This is a genomic window from Citrobacter sp. CK181 (assembly GCF_030333595.1).
Lineage (GTDB): Bacteria > Pseudomonadota > Gammaproteobacteria > Enterobacterales > Enterobacteriaceae > Citrobacter_B > Citrobacter_B koseri.
On the sequence record NZ_JAOWFN010000006.1, the window covers coordinates 548,798 to 564,125 of the forward strand.

The 15,328-nt window shown below is 56.7% G+C and carries 15 protein-coding genes; 12 read left to right on the forward strand and 3 right to left on the reverse strand.

The features are described from left to right. Positions 1-117: 117 nt before the first annotated feature. The gene (gene proP / locus OGW17_RS03060; RefSeq protein ID WP_012134526.1) at positions 118-1,620 is read right to left on the reverse strand and encodes a glycine betaine/L-proline transporter ProP; all 1,503 of its coding nucleotides are present in this window, start codon (positions 1,618-1,620) and stop codon (positions 118-120) included. A 708-nt stretch (positions 1,621-2,328) separates the two neighbouring features. Here proP and kdgT point away from each other — a divergent pair. Continuing rightward, positions 2,329-3,327, forward strand: a complete 999-nt coding sequence (gene kdgT / locus OGW17_RS03065) for a 2-keto-3-deoxygluconate transporter (protein ID WP_071257264.1) — start codon at positions 2,329-2,331, stop codon at positions 3,325-3,327. 17 nt (positions 3,328-3,344) lie between these two features. On the opposite strand, the gene OGW17_RS03070 is transcribed toward kdgT, so the two are convergent. Then, positions 3,345-4,238 (reverse strand): diguanylate cyclase regulator RdcB family protein, encoded by an 894-nt coding sequence (locus tag OGW17_RS03070; RefSeq protein ID WP_071257261.1) that lies wholly within the window; start codon positions 4,236-4,238, stop codon positions 3,345-3,347. Continuing rightward, positions 4,235-6,589 (reverse strand): clamp-binding protein CrfC, encoded by a 2,355-nt coding sequence (gene crfC / locus OGW17_RS03075; RefSeq protein ID WP_071257256.1) that lies wholly within the window; start codon positions 6,587-6,589, stop codon positions 4,235-4,237. Before crfC ends, OGW17_RS03070 begins: the two co-directional genes overlap by 4 nt. Positions 6,590-7,020: 431 nt before the next feature. On the opposite strand from crfC, the gene OGW17_RS03080 reads away from it, so the two are divergent. The 11 genes from OGW17_RS03080 to phnK all read left to right on the forward strand — a co-directional run bounded on the left by OGW17_RS03080 (position 7,021) and on the right by phnK (position 15,212). Continuing rightward, positions 7,021-7,356 (forward strand): zinc ribbon domain-containing protein YjdM, encoded by a 336-nt coding sequence (locus OGW17_RS03080; protein WP_003031835.1) that lies wholly within the window; start codon positions 7,021-7,023, stop codon positions 7,354-7,356. A gap of 120 nt (positions 7,357-7,476) precedes the next feature. Further along, positions 7,477-7,923 (forward strand): VOC family metalloprotein YjdN, encoded by a 447-nt coding sequence (gene yjdN / locus OGW17_RS03085; protein ID WP_047459584.1) that lies wholly within the window; start codon positions 7,477-7,479, stop codon positions 7,921-7,923. A 132-nt stretch (positions 7,924-8,055) separates the two neighbouring features. Beyond that, the gene (phnC, locus tag OGW17_RS03090) at positions 8,056-8,844 is read left to right on the forward strand and encodes a phosphonate ABC transporter ATP-binding protein (RefSeq protein ID WP_012134537.1); all 789 of its coding nucleotides are present in this window, start codon (positions 8,056-8,058) and stop codon (positions 8,842-8,844) included. Between the two features lie 23 nt (positions 8,845-8,867). Then, positions 8,868-9,884, forward strand: a complete 1,017-nt coding sequence (phnD, locus tag OGW17_RS03095) for a phosphonate ABC transporter substrate-binding protein (RefSeq protein ID WP_024130817.1) — start codon at positions 8,868-8,870, stop codon at positions 9,882-9,884. Between the two features lie 104 nt (positions 9,885-9,988). Continuing rightward, complete coding sequence (gene phnE / locus OGW17_RS03100) at positions 9,989-10,768, forward strand: phosphonate ABC transporter, permease protein PhnE (RefSeq protein WP_012134539.1); 780 nt, start codon at positions 9,989-9,991, stop codon at positions 10,766-10,768. Between the two features lie 20 nt (positions 10,769-10,788). Beyond that, positions 10,789-11,514 (forward strand): phosphonate metabolism transcriptional regulator PhnF, encoded by a 726-nt coding sequence (phnF, locus tag OGW17_RS03105; protein ID WP_024130818.1) that lies wholly within the window; start codon positions 10,789-10,791, stop codon positions 11,512-11,514. A 4-nt stretch (positions 11,515-11,518) separates the two neighbouring features. Next, entirely contained in the window at positions 11,519-11,971 is a 453-nt protein-coding gene (phnG, locus tag OGW17_RS03110) for a phosphonate C-P lyase system protein PhnG (protein WP_012134541.1), read from the forward strand. Then, positions 11,968-12,552: a phosphonate C-P lyase system protein PhnH gene (gene phnH / locus OGW17_RS03115; RefSeq protein WP_012134542.1), complete on the forward strand. Its 585-nt coding sequence runs from the start codon at positions 11,968-11,970 to the stop codon at positions 12,550-12,552. The genes phnG and phnH overlap by 4 nt, the downstream gene beginning before the upstream one ends. Then, a complete protein-coding gene (locus OGW17_RS03120; protein ID WP_071257254.1) occupies positions 12,552-13,619 on the forward strand; it encodes a carbon-phosphorus lyase complex subunit in 1,068 nt (355 codons plus the stop codon). Before phnH ends, OGW17_RS03120 begins: the two co-directional genes overlap by 1 nt. A 46-nt stretch (positions 13,620-13,665) precedes the next feature. Beyond that, positions 13,666-14,457 (forward strand): alpha-D-ribose 1-methylphosphonate 5-phosphate C-P-lyase PhnJ, encoded by a 792-nt coding sequence (phnJ, locus tag OGW17_RS03125; RefSeq protein ID WP_233586378.1) that lies wholly within the window; start codon positions 13,666-13,668, stop codon positions 14,455-14,457. Continuing rightward, the gene (gene phnK, locus OGW17_RS03130; RefSeq protein ID WP_047459591.1) at positions 14,454-15,212 is read left to right on the forward strand and encodes a phosphonate C-P lyase system protein PhnK; all 759 of its coding nucleotides are present in this window, start codon (positions 14,454-14,456) and stop codon (positions 15,210-15,212) included. Before phnJ ends, phnK begins: the two co-directional genes overlap by 4 nt. Positions 15,213-15,328: the final 116 nt, after the last annotated feature.

The window sequence follows — 15,328 nt, forward strand, 5'->3', positions numbered from 1 at the left end:
ATTTGTCGACCTGATAAACGCCGTCTGTAGGCCTGATAAGCGTAGCGCCATCAGGCAAAGGTGTTGCGCCGTCTGTAGGCCTGATAAGCGCAGCGCCATCAGGCGGTGCGCTAAAGCTTACTCGTCAATACGCGGATGCTGCTGCACTAACCGCGAACGTTTAGCCTGCAACTCCTCAATCTCCTGATCGATATCTTCGATTTTCTGCTCGATATTATCGTAGTGCTCGCCAAGGATTTCTTTCGCTTCCTGGATATCCGAGGCCGCTGGCGTCGCCCCTTTCAGCGGACGGTTGGCGGTCTCTTTCATGGTAATACCGGTAATAAAACCGACGACCGCAATCACCATCAGGTAATAGGCTGGCATCATCAGGTTCTGCGAGCTTTCCACCAGCCAGGCGGCCAGGGTCGGCGTCAGACCCGCAATCAGCACCGAGATATTAAACGCCGCCGCCAGCGCGCTGTAACGGATGTGCGTCGGGAACATCGCTGGCAGAGAAGAGGCCATCACCCCGGTAAAGCAGTTCAGGATCACCGCCAGCATCAGCAGACCGGCAAAAATCAGGCCGATAATATTACTGTTGATCAGAATAAAGGCCGGAATAGCCAGCGCAAACAGCGCGATACTGCCCATAATCACAAACGGACGGCGACCGAAACGGTCACTGAGCAGCCCCATCACCGGCTGCACAAACAGCATCCCGATCATGATGGCGATAATAATCAGCACGCCGTGGTCTTCCGAGTAGTGCAGGTTATGCGACAGGTAGCTCGGCATATAGGTGAGCAGCATGTAGTAGGTCACGTTGGTGGCAATCACCAGGCCGATACACGCCAGCAGGCTGCGCCAGTGTTTGGTTGCAATCTCTTTAAAGGAGACTTTTGGCCCTTCCTGCAAACCTTCACGATCGCCCTGCTCCAGCTTATCCACATGCTGCTGGAAGGCCGGGGTCTCTTCCAGCGCATGGCGCAGATAAAGACCAATGATCCCTAGCGGCAGTGCGATGAAGAACGGAATACGCCAGCCCCAGTCGAGGAAGTTCTCCTCGCCGACAACGGTGGAGATCAGCACCACCACGCCCGCGCCCAGCACGAAGCCCGCAATGGAGCCGAAGTCCAGCCAGCTTCCCATAAAGCCGCGTTTACGGTCTGGCGAGTATTCGGCGACAAAGATCGACGCGCCGGTATATTCGCCGCCGACCGAGAAGCCCTGCGCCATCTTACACAGCAGCAACAGTATCGGCGCCCAGATGCCGATAGAGGCATAAGAGGGAATCAACCCGATACAGAACGTACTGATCGACATAATCACAATCGTGATGGCAAGAATCTTCTGGCGACCATATTTATCGCCGAGCATACCGAAGAATAAGCCGCCAAGCGGTCGAATCAGGAAGGGAACGGAGAAGGTGGCAAGTGCGGCAATCATCTGCACGCTGGGGTCAGCCCCCGGGAAAAACACTTTACCTAACGCGTAGGCGACAAACCCATAAACACCAAAATCAAACCACTCCATCGCATTACCCAGCGAGGCTGCGGTAATCGCTTTACGCAGTTTACCATCATCAATAATGGTCACATCGCGAAGCGTAATCGGTTTTACTTTTTTCCTTTTCAGCATAGCTGTCCTCGTAGACTAAGCCCTGTCTCGCTACATACTGCATTCATTGGCGCACAAAGCGCTAACGTCACCGTCGAGCGTTGGAATCGTGCGGGCACAATTCCTCGTAGAACAAGCGTAGCAGGTTTACTTACACTGACTGGTCAAGGTCTGTACAACCGAACCTGTTGACGCCTGATTGGGCGGTTAATGACCTCTTTACCCTACCAGTGTTTAAATTTGTGATCAACTTCACACATATATTGCCGTTTCGTCAGCGAGCGTAAATAAGGGCATTTTTATCTGTATTTTTACATTGTCAGCAAAGCGCATTATTGACAATAAATGAGAGGCGATTTCGTTATTCTTTTCGAAATATCACGTCCGTCACTATTATGCTGCTAGCAAAAAATCCGCCATAACTCTTCACAAACAATTTACAGCATTTTTAATAATCATCGCGTTCCCTGGCCTTTACGCAAAATATGTGATGAATATAACTAAAACAGTGTTTTATTTTGATTGAATCAATATTCCACTGAATGCAAGATAACACCCGACGCAACATCCCTGAGGATTGTGACAAACAGACGTATGCCACATTCGATTATGTATCACGCAGGGAGAAAGAGGGTTTCCCGCCGTTCTCTTTGTGAAATAACAAATTGAAATCAAATAATATTTATCGACTTGTCCGTTAGTTCCGCGCGACAAGATGTGAGGACTTTTATGAAAATTAAAGCCACGATTGAACGCATCCCTGGCGGGATGATGTTGATCCCTCTGCTGCTCGGCGCAATTTTAAATACCCTGGCCCCGGATACCGGCGCCTATTTTGGTTCATTTACAAAAGGCATGATCAGCGGCACCGTGCCGATTCTGGCCGTCTGGTTCTTCTGTATTGGCGCCTCGATTGATTTGCGCGCTACCGGGACGGTATTACGTAAATCGGGTACGCTGGTTATTACTAAAATAGCCGTGGCGTGGGTGGTCGCGATGATTGCCGCCTCGTTTATCCCGGATACCGGTATTCAAACCGGCTTCTTCGCCGGTTTGTCCGTACTGGCGATCGTCTCCGCAATGGACATGACCAACGGCGGCCTGTACGCCAGCCTGATGAACCAGTACGGCACCAAAGAAGAGTCCGGCGCATTCGTCCTGATGTCTCTGGAATCTGGCCCGCTGATGACAATGGTGATTCTGGGTTCCGCAGGCCTCGCCTCTTTCGAACCGCATCACTTTGTCGGCGCCGTGCTGCCGTTCCTGATTGGCTTCACATTAGGCAACCTGGACCACGACCTGCGCGCATTCTTCAGCAAAGCCACACCAGTGCTGATCCCGTTCTTCGGCTTTGCGCTGGGTAACACCATTAACCTGAGCGTGATTGTCGATACCGGCCTGCTGGGCATCCTGCTGGGTGTCGCGGTTATCATTATTACCGGAATCCCGTTGATTATCGCAGACCGCGTCATTGGCGGCGGTAACGGCACTGCGGGCGTCGCGGCCTCCTCTGCGGCAGGCGCTGCGGTAGCAAACCCGGTGATCATCGCGCAGATTAACCCGGCGTTTGAACCCGTCGCCGCGTCCGCCACGGCGCTGGTTGCCGCCAGCGTGATTGTGACGGCGATTCTGGTTCCGATTATCACCGCCCTGTATGCAAAACGTTTCGGCAACGTCCCGGCGCCGGGCAACGCGAAGGCAAACCCAACGGAATCCCTCCATCACTAAACGTCATACGTCCCCTCTCAGCCCACGAGAGGGGACGGCGCAAAAATCTCCTCAATCATCGCATCCACCAGGCGCTGTGCCGAACACAGCCTTGGCATCCCCAACGCCACCGTCTGCCAGCGCTGGGTCACTGACCAGCACACCGGATGTTTATCGGGATCGCACCAGTCGCCAATCCAGCTCAACATGTCATTGTGCTCCCCCGCGCCGACCACGGCGGGCGAATGAAGCCACTGATGGTAATAATGACGCGTGGTGGGCGCGGCGTGAATACTGTGCGCCAGATAATCGGTAGCCATCGCGCGCAAATTATCTTTCAGCATCGCGACCACTTCCATATTGCCCAACCGACAGGCATCGCCAAACGGCCCCCAGCGCAACTCCTCCAGCGCGACAAAACAGCGCCCCGGCAATGACCAGCCGTCATAGGCTCCGGCGCGCCAGCGGGTAAAAATCTGCTCGCTGTGTTCGCCCGCCTGCACCGTCAATCCACGCCGGGTCAGCGCCTTCTCTTTATGTTCGCTGCGCCGGGCAAACCCGTCGCTCAGCGCCGCTAACTGCTGCGTGATGCCAGGAATAGCTTGCCCTCTGGGGCTTTCCGTCTGTTGCAGAAGGGTCAATTGCCGGGAAATGCGCGTTAGCGCCAGATGGCCGGGATCGAGCATCCCCGCCAGTTTTTCCACCAGCTTAAGACGCATCATCAGATGCTCATTGAATACGCCCGCCATGACCCAGGCGCGAAGCTGCGTCTGGCTCAGAATTTCTTGCGTCAGGCGTTCGCGAAAACGCTGCTGCTGTTGCAGGTTGCCGCCAGGTCGCTTCGGCTCTTCTCCCTGAACCAGATCGACCATAAACTTCGGGTGGATGCATTCCAGCATCCGTCCCGGGCCTTCCAGTAACACGTTCGTCATGAGTGCTCGGCTGCAAAAAGGGTCTGGATATCATCACGTAACAGGCGGGAATCTTCATGAATCCACCGGGTGGCGGAGATACTGTGCTGTAACTGTTGGCTCAGTCTGTTCACAACCGGTTCATGTTGCTGGCGCGTCACCAGACTCTCGCGCAAGCTCTCCTGCAATCCCGACAGACACAACGAAAAATCGGCAAAAAAGGTCGCCATACCTGCCGTAACAGAAACATCGACCTGGGCATCTAAAGCTTTATGAATTTGTTGGAAGAAATGGCTGACATGCTGGATCAGAGTGTTATGCAATGCCGTTATATCAATGACATAGCGTGTCCTGGCTTCCACATAATCATTCCATCCCCAGTTCGGTTGATTCAGCCAGCGCGCAAAGGTGTCGCGCACGCCGCCCGCGCGAGGCGCGGCGCCTTCCGGCGGGTTCTCCTGAGCGACCGCCTCGCTAAACAACGGTTGAGTATTGAAGTTAAACATACTGGCATGAAACGTCGGGAAGCTGATTCGCGCCCGGAACCCCGCCTGGCTCAGATCGTCTTTTACCCGCGCCTCAATTGGCCGCATCGCGTCATTTAACACCCGGCTTAGCGTCGATTCGAGCTGTTCGAAGCGCAGCGCCAGATCGCGGCTAATATTCTCCTGCGCCGCCAGTAATACCGCTTCGCATGACGCACGCATTTTGCTTAAAACGACCTGCGCCTGCCTTTCGTTATGCAGCACCAGCGTTTCGCCCTCGACCACCGCCTCCTGCTCAGGGGAAAGGGGATCGCGCGGCAGCCACGCCACTACGCTCTCTTCGCGAAAAAGCGGCGCGATGCGGTGCAAAATATCGGCCTGCTGCTGGCTCAGGAACGTGTTTGCCGCCTCCATCATCCGTTCAACTTCATGGCCGACCTCATCGCTCACGCGATCCTGGCTCACCTGAAGCTGTCGCATATCTTCTTCGACGCGGGAAATATTGACCTGCAACGCGTCATGCGCCACCGTCAGCCCGTGATAGCGAAAATCCAGATATTCACGCGCGCGCTGTGCGTAATTCAATAACTTATGCGACGCCGACCGGAGCGCATACAGTGAGGCGTTGGCGTAAGCGGCGTGAATCAGCCGCTGTACGGGCTGTTCAAATAGCGAATCTTCCCACAGCAGATCGGCGGCATGACGAATATGTTCGATATCATCAAGATCGGCGCTCCGCCAGCGCCTGCCGAGCGCCGCCTCGGCAAAATCCTGCACCCAGCGCTGTTCCTGATGATCCGGCAACCGCCCGTGCACCCGCAGTTCGTGACGCGCACGGTTCGCCAGATACCCCCACATGGAAGAGACCGGAAAAATTTGCCCGGGCGTAATGCTGCCATTCATCAGCGTGCCGGAAATCAGCGCGCGAACCTGTTCTTCATCGTCGCTGTTGCGGTCTTTCTGATCGAACTTATTCACCAGTGCGTACAGCGGCACGGATTTCCCCACCGCCGCAATGGCCTGGCGCACCTCTTCATCCGAAATGGATTTCAGTTGGGTGTAATCCATCACCGCCAGTACGGCAGAAGCGCGCGCCAGCTGTTCATTAAGCATCTTTTGCAGGTGCGGCTGCCCGGCTTCATTAGGGCCGGGCGTATCCAGTAGCGTCAGTTGCCCCGGATAGTTCTCCAGCCCCGCCAGATGCACAAACTCCACCTCAATCACCGGAATATGTTCAATCGCGGCATACGCCGCAAAAGGAAAATCGACCCCCAGCGCTTTTGACAAGCGCACCAGATCGTTCAGGCTTTTCAGACAGTGGAAGATGGGCTGCGCGCCCAGGTAATGACGCTCAAAAGCCACGCCCTTTTCAATTCGCTGGAGCAGCGCATTCATGTCTTTATCGATTTCCAGCACCTGGGTCAGATGCTGGCGATCGCACGCCTGCATACGCTGTTGCAGCGTTTGCATGAGCGTATCAATCGGCGCGACGTGAGAAAAATGCAGCACCGGCTCTTTCTGCCCTGGCGTATGGCGAATCAGCGTCGGTAACGCCGTCATCGGCCGATTACGGTTGGGCAGGACTTCGGTTCCGACAATGGCGTTAATTGTCGTCGACTTCCCAGCCTTCATCGTCCCGACAATCGCCAGCACCATCTCCAGGCGCGTTATTTTACGTAGCTCATTATTGAGCGTGCCGTGCTGAGCCTCCACGTCACGCCCGCTAACATGCTGAGGCCGGGTATTTTCATTCCCTTCCCCATCTTCCTGAGCGACGCCATCCAGCGAAGCCACAGGCAGTTGTTGCAATAACCGGAGATGTTCCAGAGAAAGCAGCAACAATCTTTCCGCTTCCTGGCTTAATTCATATATTGTCTGTGTGTACATGGAAAATCTTTCCTTAACGCAAACTTTATTACTTTTATTTAGCCGGATGATTTTATTTGTTTGCTTTTCGGCTTTTATAATTACGTGTGGAAATAATTTTATTAAAATAACTTATTGTTAATATTAGAGATATTTTTATCAACCACACCTGTCTCTCTTACTGTGTAAAAGTAAGAGGGATAAAGATTTATAACGCGTCTGGTCGTTCCTCTCACCTTATCTTAAATAGTAAAACGTAGCAATTTCCCTTAAAAAAATAGTCATGACATTTTTCTTACCCTGGCGGCAACCTTCAGCCACAGGTTGTCGTATCCTTAAATTGCGAGTAGTCCCGACAACGTTAAGGATTTTGTGTATAATTGCGGCCTTTTTCGGCAATCTGCCATTTTTTGGGCGCTTTTGCCCCTGCTGACTTTTTTGAGGAAATCGACATGTCATTACCCCATTGCCCACAATGCAACTCCGAATATACCTACGAAGATAACGGCATGTTCATCTGCCCGGAATGCGCCCATGAATGGAACGACGCAGAACCGGCACAGGACAGCGACGAGCTGATCGTAAAAGATGCCAACGGCAACCTGCTGGCAGACGGCGACAGCGTGACCGTTGTTAAGGATCTGAAAGTAAAAGGCAGTTCTTCCATGCTGAAAATTGGCACCAAAGTGAAGAACATCCGTCTGGTTGAAGGCGACCACAACATTGATTGCAAGATCGATGGCTTTGGCCCGATGAAGCTGAAATCTGAGTTCGTGAAAAAGAACTGATTTTTCCAGGCCCGGTAAGGCGTTTACGCCACCATCTGGCATTTATTGCCCGGTGGCGCTTCGCTTACCGGGCCTACGATAACTACACTTAACTGGCTTCTCTTACCTGAGGTCACGATTATGCCGTTAAGTCCCTACATCTCTTTTGCCGGTCACTGTGCCGACGCTATCGCGTACTACCACAAAACGTTAGGCGCGGAACTCCTCTATAAAATCACCTTTGGTGAAATGCCCCCGCCAGAGCAGGGCAGCGAAGACGGTTGCCCGTCAGGCATGCAATTCCCTGATACCTCCATCGCCCACGCCAACGTGCGCATTGCAGGCAGCGATATCATGATGAGCGACGCCGTCGCGTCGGGTAACGCGAGTTACTCCGGCTTTACGCTGGTGCTCGACACGCAGGATGTTGCCGAAGGGAAACGCTGGTTTGATAACCTGGCCGCACAGGGACAAATCGAAATGGACTGGCAGGAAACCTTCTGGGCGCACGGTTTCGGGAAAGTGACCGATCAATATGGCGTACCGTGGATGATCAATGTGGTAAAACAGCCGCAGCCGACAGAGTAAACCGACGGGAGGCGCGCCCTCCCGTGCTGTCATCGAAGCCCCTTCAATTCTTCATCGTCAAGTAACCATCCCTTAACTAAAACGTCACATTAATCCGCCACGATGGGGCCACTTTTTTAGGGAGGCCGCATCATGCAAACGGTTATTCGCGTCGAGAAACTCTCCAAAACGTTCAATCAGCATCAGGCGCTGCATGCGGTTGATCTGAACATCTCTTCCGGTGAGATGGTGGCTCTGCTTGGGCCTTCCGGTTCCGGCAAATCCACCCTTTTACGTCACTTAAGTGGTTTGATTACCGGAGATAAAGCGCCGGGCTGCCATGTCGAGCTGCTGGGCCGCACGGTACAGCGTGAAGGCAAACTGGCGCGGGACATCCGCAAAAGCCGCGCTCACACCGGCTACATCTTCCAGCAGTTCAACCTCGTGAACCGTCTGACCGTACTGGAGAACGTGCTGATTGGCGCGCTCGGCAGCACGCCGTTCTGGCGTACCTGTTTTAGCTGGTTCACCCAGGCGCAGAAGCAGCGCGCACTACAGGCGCTGACCCGCGTCGGGATGGCGCACTTCGCGCATCAGCGCGTATCGACGCTTTCCGGCGGACAGCAGCAGCGCGTTGCTATCGCCAGGGCATTGATGCAGCAGGCGAAAGTGATCCTCGCCGATGAGCCGATCGCCTCGCTGGACCCGGAGTCGGCGCGCATTGTGATGGACACCCTGCGCGACATTAACCAGACCGACGGCATCACCGTGGTCGTCACGCTGCATCAGGTGGATTACGCCCTGCGCTACTGCGAACGCATTGTGGCGCTGCGTCAGGGGCATGTGTTCTATGACGGCAGCAGCCAGCACTTTGATAACGATCGTTTTGACCATCTCTACCGCAGCATGAACCGCGTCGAACAGAACGCGCAGGCTGCTTAACATCCCCACAATGAGGAATGGAAATGAGCTACAAAGCCGTTGCCGCGCTGGCGTTCACCAGCATGTTCAGCATCAGCACCTTGTTAAGCCCGGCACATGCGGAAGAACAGGAAAAAGCACTGAACTTTGGCATTATTTCGACCGAATCACAGCAAAACCTGAAGCCGCAGTGGGACCCGTTCCTGAAGGACATGGAAAAGAAACTGGGCGTCAAAGTGAACGCCTTCTTCGCGCCTGACTATGCGGGCATCATTCAGGGAATGCGCTTCAACAAAGTGGATATCGCCTGGTACGGCAACCTCTCGGCGATGGAAGCCGTGGATCGCGCTAACGGTCAGGTATTTGCCCAGACCGTCGCCGCAGATGGATCGCCGGGCTACTGGAGCGTGCTGATCGTCAACAAAGACAGCCCGATCAATAACCTGGACGATCTGATCGCCAAACGTAAAGATCTCACCTTCGGCAATGGCGATCCGAACTCCACCTCTGGCTTCCTCGTCCCCGGTTATTACGTCTTCGCCAAAAACGGCATCTCCGCCAGCGACTTCAAACGCACCGTTAACGCCAGCCACGAAACCAACGCGCTGGCCGTCGCCAACAAGCAGGTGGATGTCGCAACCAATAACACCGAAAACCTCGACAAACTGAAAACCTCCGCGCCAGACAAGCTGAAAGCACTGAAGGTTGTCTGGAAGTCGCCGCTGATCCCGGGCGATCCGATCGTCTGGCGTAAAAATCTCTCCGAAACCACCAAGGACAAGGTGTACGACTTCTTTATGAATTACGGCAAAACAGCGGAAGAGAAAACCGTGCTGGAACGCCTGGGCTGGGCGCCATTCCGCCCCTCCAGCGACCTGCAACTGGTGCCGATTCGCCAGCTGGCGCTGTTTAAAGAAATGCAGGGCGTGAAGGACAACAAAGGGCTGAACGAGAGCGAAAAAACCAGCAAAACCTCCGCGATTAAAGCGCAGCTGGACGATCTCGACCGCCTGACCGCCGCGCTGGGCGCGATGACCAGCGTCACCAAAGCGGTGCAGTAAACCTGAGGCCCGGTGGCGCTTCGCTTACCGGGCCTACGATGTTCTGTAGGCCAGATAAGGCGCTTGCGCCGCCATCCGGCAATAAACGACGCACGGAGCTAAACATGCAAAGCATCACCGTCGCCCCGCCAAAGCGTAGCTGGTTCTCGCTCCTGAGCTGGGCCATCCTTCTCGCCGTCCTGGTCGTTTCGTGGAAGGGCGCCGAAATGGCCCCACTCACGCTAATTCAGGATTCCGGCAACATGGCGACCTTCGCCGCCGACTTCTTCCCGCCGGACTTCAGCCAGTGGCAGCACTATCTGGGCGAAATGGCCGTCACCCTGCAAATCGCCGTCTGGGGCACTGCGCTGGCGGTCATTCTGTCAATTCCCTGCGGCCTGATGTGCGCCGATAACCTCGTGCCGTGGTGGATTTACCAGCCGATGCGTCGCCTGATGGACGCCTGCCGCGCGATTAACGAAATGGTTTTCGCCATGCTGTTCGTGGTCGCCGTTGGTCTCGGGCCGTTTGCCGGGGTAATGGCGCTGTTTATCCACACCACCGGCGTGCTCTCTAAGCTGCTTTCTGAAGCGGTGGAAGCCATTGAACCCGGCCCGGTTGAAGGCATTCGCGCCACCGGCGCCAACAAAATTGAAGAGATCCTCTACGGCGTGCTGCCGCAGGTTATGCCGCTGCTCATCTCCTACTCGCTGTACCGTTTTGAGTCCAACGTCCGCTCCGCCACGGTGGTCGGCATGGTGGGCGCAGGCGGCATCGGCGTCACGCTGTGGGAAGCGATTCGCGGCTTTCAGTTCCCGCAGACCTGCGCCCTGATGGTGTTAATCATCATTACCGTCAGCCTGCTGGATTTCCTCTCCCAGCGTTTGCGTAAGCACTTTATCTGATTAGCGAGGCATTGATGGCTATGCACTTGTCTACACATCCGACCAGTTACCCAACGCGCTATCAGGAGATTGCCGCGAGACTTGAGCAGGAGCTTCGCCAGCATTACCGCTGCGGCGATTACCTTCCGGCGGAACATCAGCTTGCCGCCCGCTATGAGGTGAACCGCCACACGCTGCGCCGCGCCATCGACCAGCTCGTGGAGCGCGGTTGGGTGCAGCGTCGCCAGGGCGTCGGCGTACTGGTGCTGATGCGCCCGTTCGATTACCCGCTCAATGCCCAGGCGCGCTTTAGCCAGAATCTGCTGGAACAAGGCAGTCATCCCACCAGCGAAAAACTGCTGGCGGTGCTGCGCCCGGCATCCAGCCACATCGCCGATGCGCTGAGCGTCAAAGAGGGCGATAACGTCATCCACCTGCGCACCCTGCGCCGGGTAAATGGCATCGCCCTGTGCCTGATCGACCATTACTTTTCCGACCTCGCCCTCTGGCCGCTGTTGCAGGGCTTTAACCACGGTTCGCTGCATGACTACCTGCGCGAGCAGTGCGGTCTGGCGCTACAGCGCACCCAGACGCGCATCAGCGCCCGCCGTGCGCAGGCCAAAGAGAGCAAGGTGCTGGAAATTCCCAATATGGCGCCGCTGCTGTGCGTGCGCACGCTGAACCACCGTGACGGCGAGGAAAACGCGACGGAGTACTCCGTCAGCCTGACCCGCGCCGACATGATCGAATTCACTATGGAGCACTGACGGAATGCACTTCGATACCGCCACTCGCCAGCGCTGGATGCGCGCGCTGGCTTACAGCAACGCCGACGCGCTTAACGTGAAAATGCAGGCGCTGAAACTCACGCCGGAATACGAACTGATTCGCGCCCCGGAAACCGGGCTGATGCAGATTCAGGCCCGCATGGGCGGCACCGGCAACCGCTTTTTCGCCGGAGATACCACGCTGACCCGTGCGGTGGTGCGTCTTAAGAGCGGCACGCTGGGCTACAGCTACCTGCTGGGGCGCAACAAACACCACGCCGAGCAGTGCGCCGTCATCGACGCGCTGTTGCAGGAGCACACTCACTTCCAGACCTTAATGGAAACCTTAATTGCCCCGCTGGAGGCGGAACGCGACGCACACATTACCGCTCGCCGCGCCGAAGTAAACGCCAGCCGGGTCGACTTCTTTACGCTGGTACGCGGAGATAACGCATGACCCTACAAACCGCCTTTACCCTGCCCGTTCAGGACGCGCAACAGAGTTTTCGTCGCCTGCTGAAGGCGATGAGCGAGCCGGGGGTGATTGTCGCCCTGCATCAACTGAAACACGGCTGGCAGCCGCTGAATCTGGCCACCACCAGCGTATTGCTCACTCTGGTCGACGGCGACACCCCGGTATGGCTCGCGCCGTCCATCAACAACGACATTGCCAGTCAGAACCTGCGCTTTCACACCAGCGCGCCGCTGGTTGAACAGCCGCAGCAGGCCGCCTTTGCCGTCGCCGATGAACGCATCAGCAGCGAGCAGCTAAACGCCCTTTCCGCCGGAAGCGCCGTCGCGCCGGAAACCAGCGCCACCCTGATAGTCCAGGTCGCCAGCCTGAGCGGTGGACGTATGCTGCGCCTGACCGGGGCGGGTATCGCCGAAGAACGCATGATTGCCCCGCAGCTGCCGGAGTGCCTCATCCATGAACTGACTGAGCGCCCGCACCCGTTCCCGCTGGGGGTCGATCTCATCCTCACCTGCGGCGAGCGACTGCTGGCGATTCCGCGAACCACCCATGTGGAGGTGTGCTGATGTACGTAGCCGTCAAAGGGGGCGAAAAGGCGATAGCCAACGCCCACGCGTTGCAGGAAAACCGACGCCGGGGCGACGACACCCTCGCCGAGCTGAGCGTGGCGCAAATCGAGCAACAGTTGAACCTGGCCGTGGATCGCGTGATGACCGAAGGAGGCATCGCCGACCGTGAACTGGCCGCGCTCGCCTTAAAACAGGCCAGCGGCGATAACATCGAAGCCATCTTCCTGCTGCGCGCGTACCGCACTACGCTGGCAAAGCTGGCGGTCAGTGAGCCGCTGAACACCGCAGAGATGCGTTTAGAGCGCCGTATCTCCGCCGTCTACAAGGATATTCCCGGCGGGCAGTTGCTGGGGCCGACCTACGATTACACCCATCGCCTGCTCGATTTTACCCTGCTGGCGAACGGCGAAACGCCGCCGTTGCGTACCGCTGACGCCATGCAGGACGCCGCGCCGCACGTTTTTTCTCTGCTGGCGAACCAGGGGCTGGCGAAGCGTGAAGAAGACAGCGGCGCCATGCCGGATGACATCACCCGCACGCCGCCAGTTTACCCTTGTTCGCGCTCCTCACGCCTGCAACAGCTGATGCGCGGCGACGAAGGGTATCTGCTGGCGCTGGCGTATTCCACGCAACGCGGCTACGGGCGCAACCACCCGTTTGCCGGTGAGATCCGCAGCGGCTACGTCGGGCTGGAAACGGTGCCGGAAGAGCTGGGATTTGCCGTGAACGTCGGCGAACTGCTGATGACGGAATGCGAAATGGTCAACGGTTTTGTCGCACCGGAAAACGACGCGCCGCACTTTACCCGCGGCTACGGACTGGTGTTTGGCATGAGCGAACGTAAAGCAATGGCGATGGCGCTGGTGGAAAGAGCCCTACAGGCACCCGAATACGATGAAACGGTCACGGGACCGGCGCAGGACGAAGAGTTCGTGCTGGCGCATGCGGATAACGTCGAGGCGGCGGGTTTTGTTTCGCACCTCAAACTCCCCCACTACGTCGATTTCCAGGCTGAACTGGAACTGCTCAAACGCCTGCAACAGGAGGCCGCCCGTGACGACTAACCTCTCCGGCTACAACTTTGCTTATCTCGACGAGCAAACCAAGCGCATGATCCGCCGCGCTATTTTAAAAGCGGTGGCGATCCCCGGTTATCAGGTGCCGTTCGGCGGGCGTGAAATGCCGATGCCCTACGGCTGGGGAACGGGCGGCATTCAGCTTACCGCCAGCGTGATTGGCGAGCCGGACATTCTGAAAGTGATCGACCAGGGGGCGGATGACACCACCAACGCCGTGTCGATCCGCAACTTCTTTAAGCGCGTAACCGGCGTGAACACCACCGAACGCACCGAAGACGCGACGCTGATCCAGACCCGTCACCGGATCCCGGAAACGCCGTTGACCGAAGATCAGATCATTATCTTCCAGGTGCCGATCCCTGAACCGCTGCGTTTTATCGAACCGCGCGAAACCGAAACCCGCACCATGCACGCGCTGGAAGAGTACGGCGTCATGCAGGTGAAGCTGTACGAAGATATCGCCCGCTTCGGCCATATCGCCACCACCTACGCCTACCCGGTGAAGGTCAATGACCGCTACGTCATGGACCCGTCGCCGATCCCGAAATTCGACAACCCGAAGATGAATATGATGCCCGCGCTGCAACTGTTCGGCGCGGGACGCGAAAAACGCATCTATGCCGTGCCGCCCTGGACCCACGTGGAAAGCCTCGATTTCGACGATCACCCGTTCACCGTACAAACCTGGGATGAGCCCTGCGCCATCTGCGGTTCGACGCACAGCTATCTCGACGAAGTGGTGCTGGATGACACCGGCAAACGGATGTTTGTCTGCTCCGACACCGATTATTGCCGCCAACAGAGCGAGGCACTCAGCAAATGACGCAACCGCTGCTTTCAGTCAATAACCTGACCCATCTCTACGCGCCGGGCAAAGGCTTCAGCGATGTTTCTTTTGACCTGTGGCCTGGTGAAGTGCTGGGCATTGTCGGGGAGTCCGGTTCCGGCAAAACCACCCTGCTGAAATCGATCTCCTCGCGCCTGACGCCGCAGTCCGGCGACATTTTGTACCAGAACCGTTCGCTGTACGGCATGAGCGAAGCCGACCGCCGCCGCCTGCTGCGCACGGAATGGGGCGTGGTGCATCAGCATCCGATGGACGGACTGCGCCGCCAGGTCTCGGCGGGCGGCAATATCGGCGAACGCCTGATGGCCACCGGCGCGCGTCACTATGGTGAAATTCGCGCCACGGCGAAGCGCTGGCTGGAGGAGGTGGAAATTCCGGCCTCGCGCATCGACGACCTGCCGACCACTTTTTCCGGCGGGATGCAGCAGCGTTTGCAGATCGCCCGCAACCTGGTCACTCACCCGAAGCTGGTGTTTATGGACGAACCCACCGGCGGGCTGGACGTTTCCGTACAGGCAAAGCTGCTGGACCTGCTGCGCGGCCTGGTGGTGGAACTGGATCTGGCTGTGGTGATTGTCACCCACGATTTGGGCGTGGCGCGCCTGTTAGCAGATCGTCTGCTGGTAATGAAGCAGGGTCAGGTGGTGGAAAGTGGATTAACCGACCGCGTGCTCGACGATCCACACCACCCTTATACCCAGTTGCTGGTGTCGTCGGTATTGCAGAACTGATTTTTTGTTTTGCTGATTTTTTGTTTTGCCGGGTGGCGCTTTGCTTACCCGGCCTACAAAAAGCGCACCTGTAGGCCGGATAAGGCGAAGCCGCCATCCGGCAATCAGAATTAAGA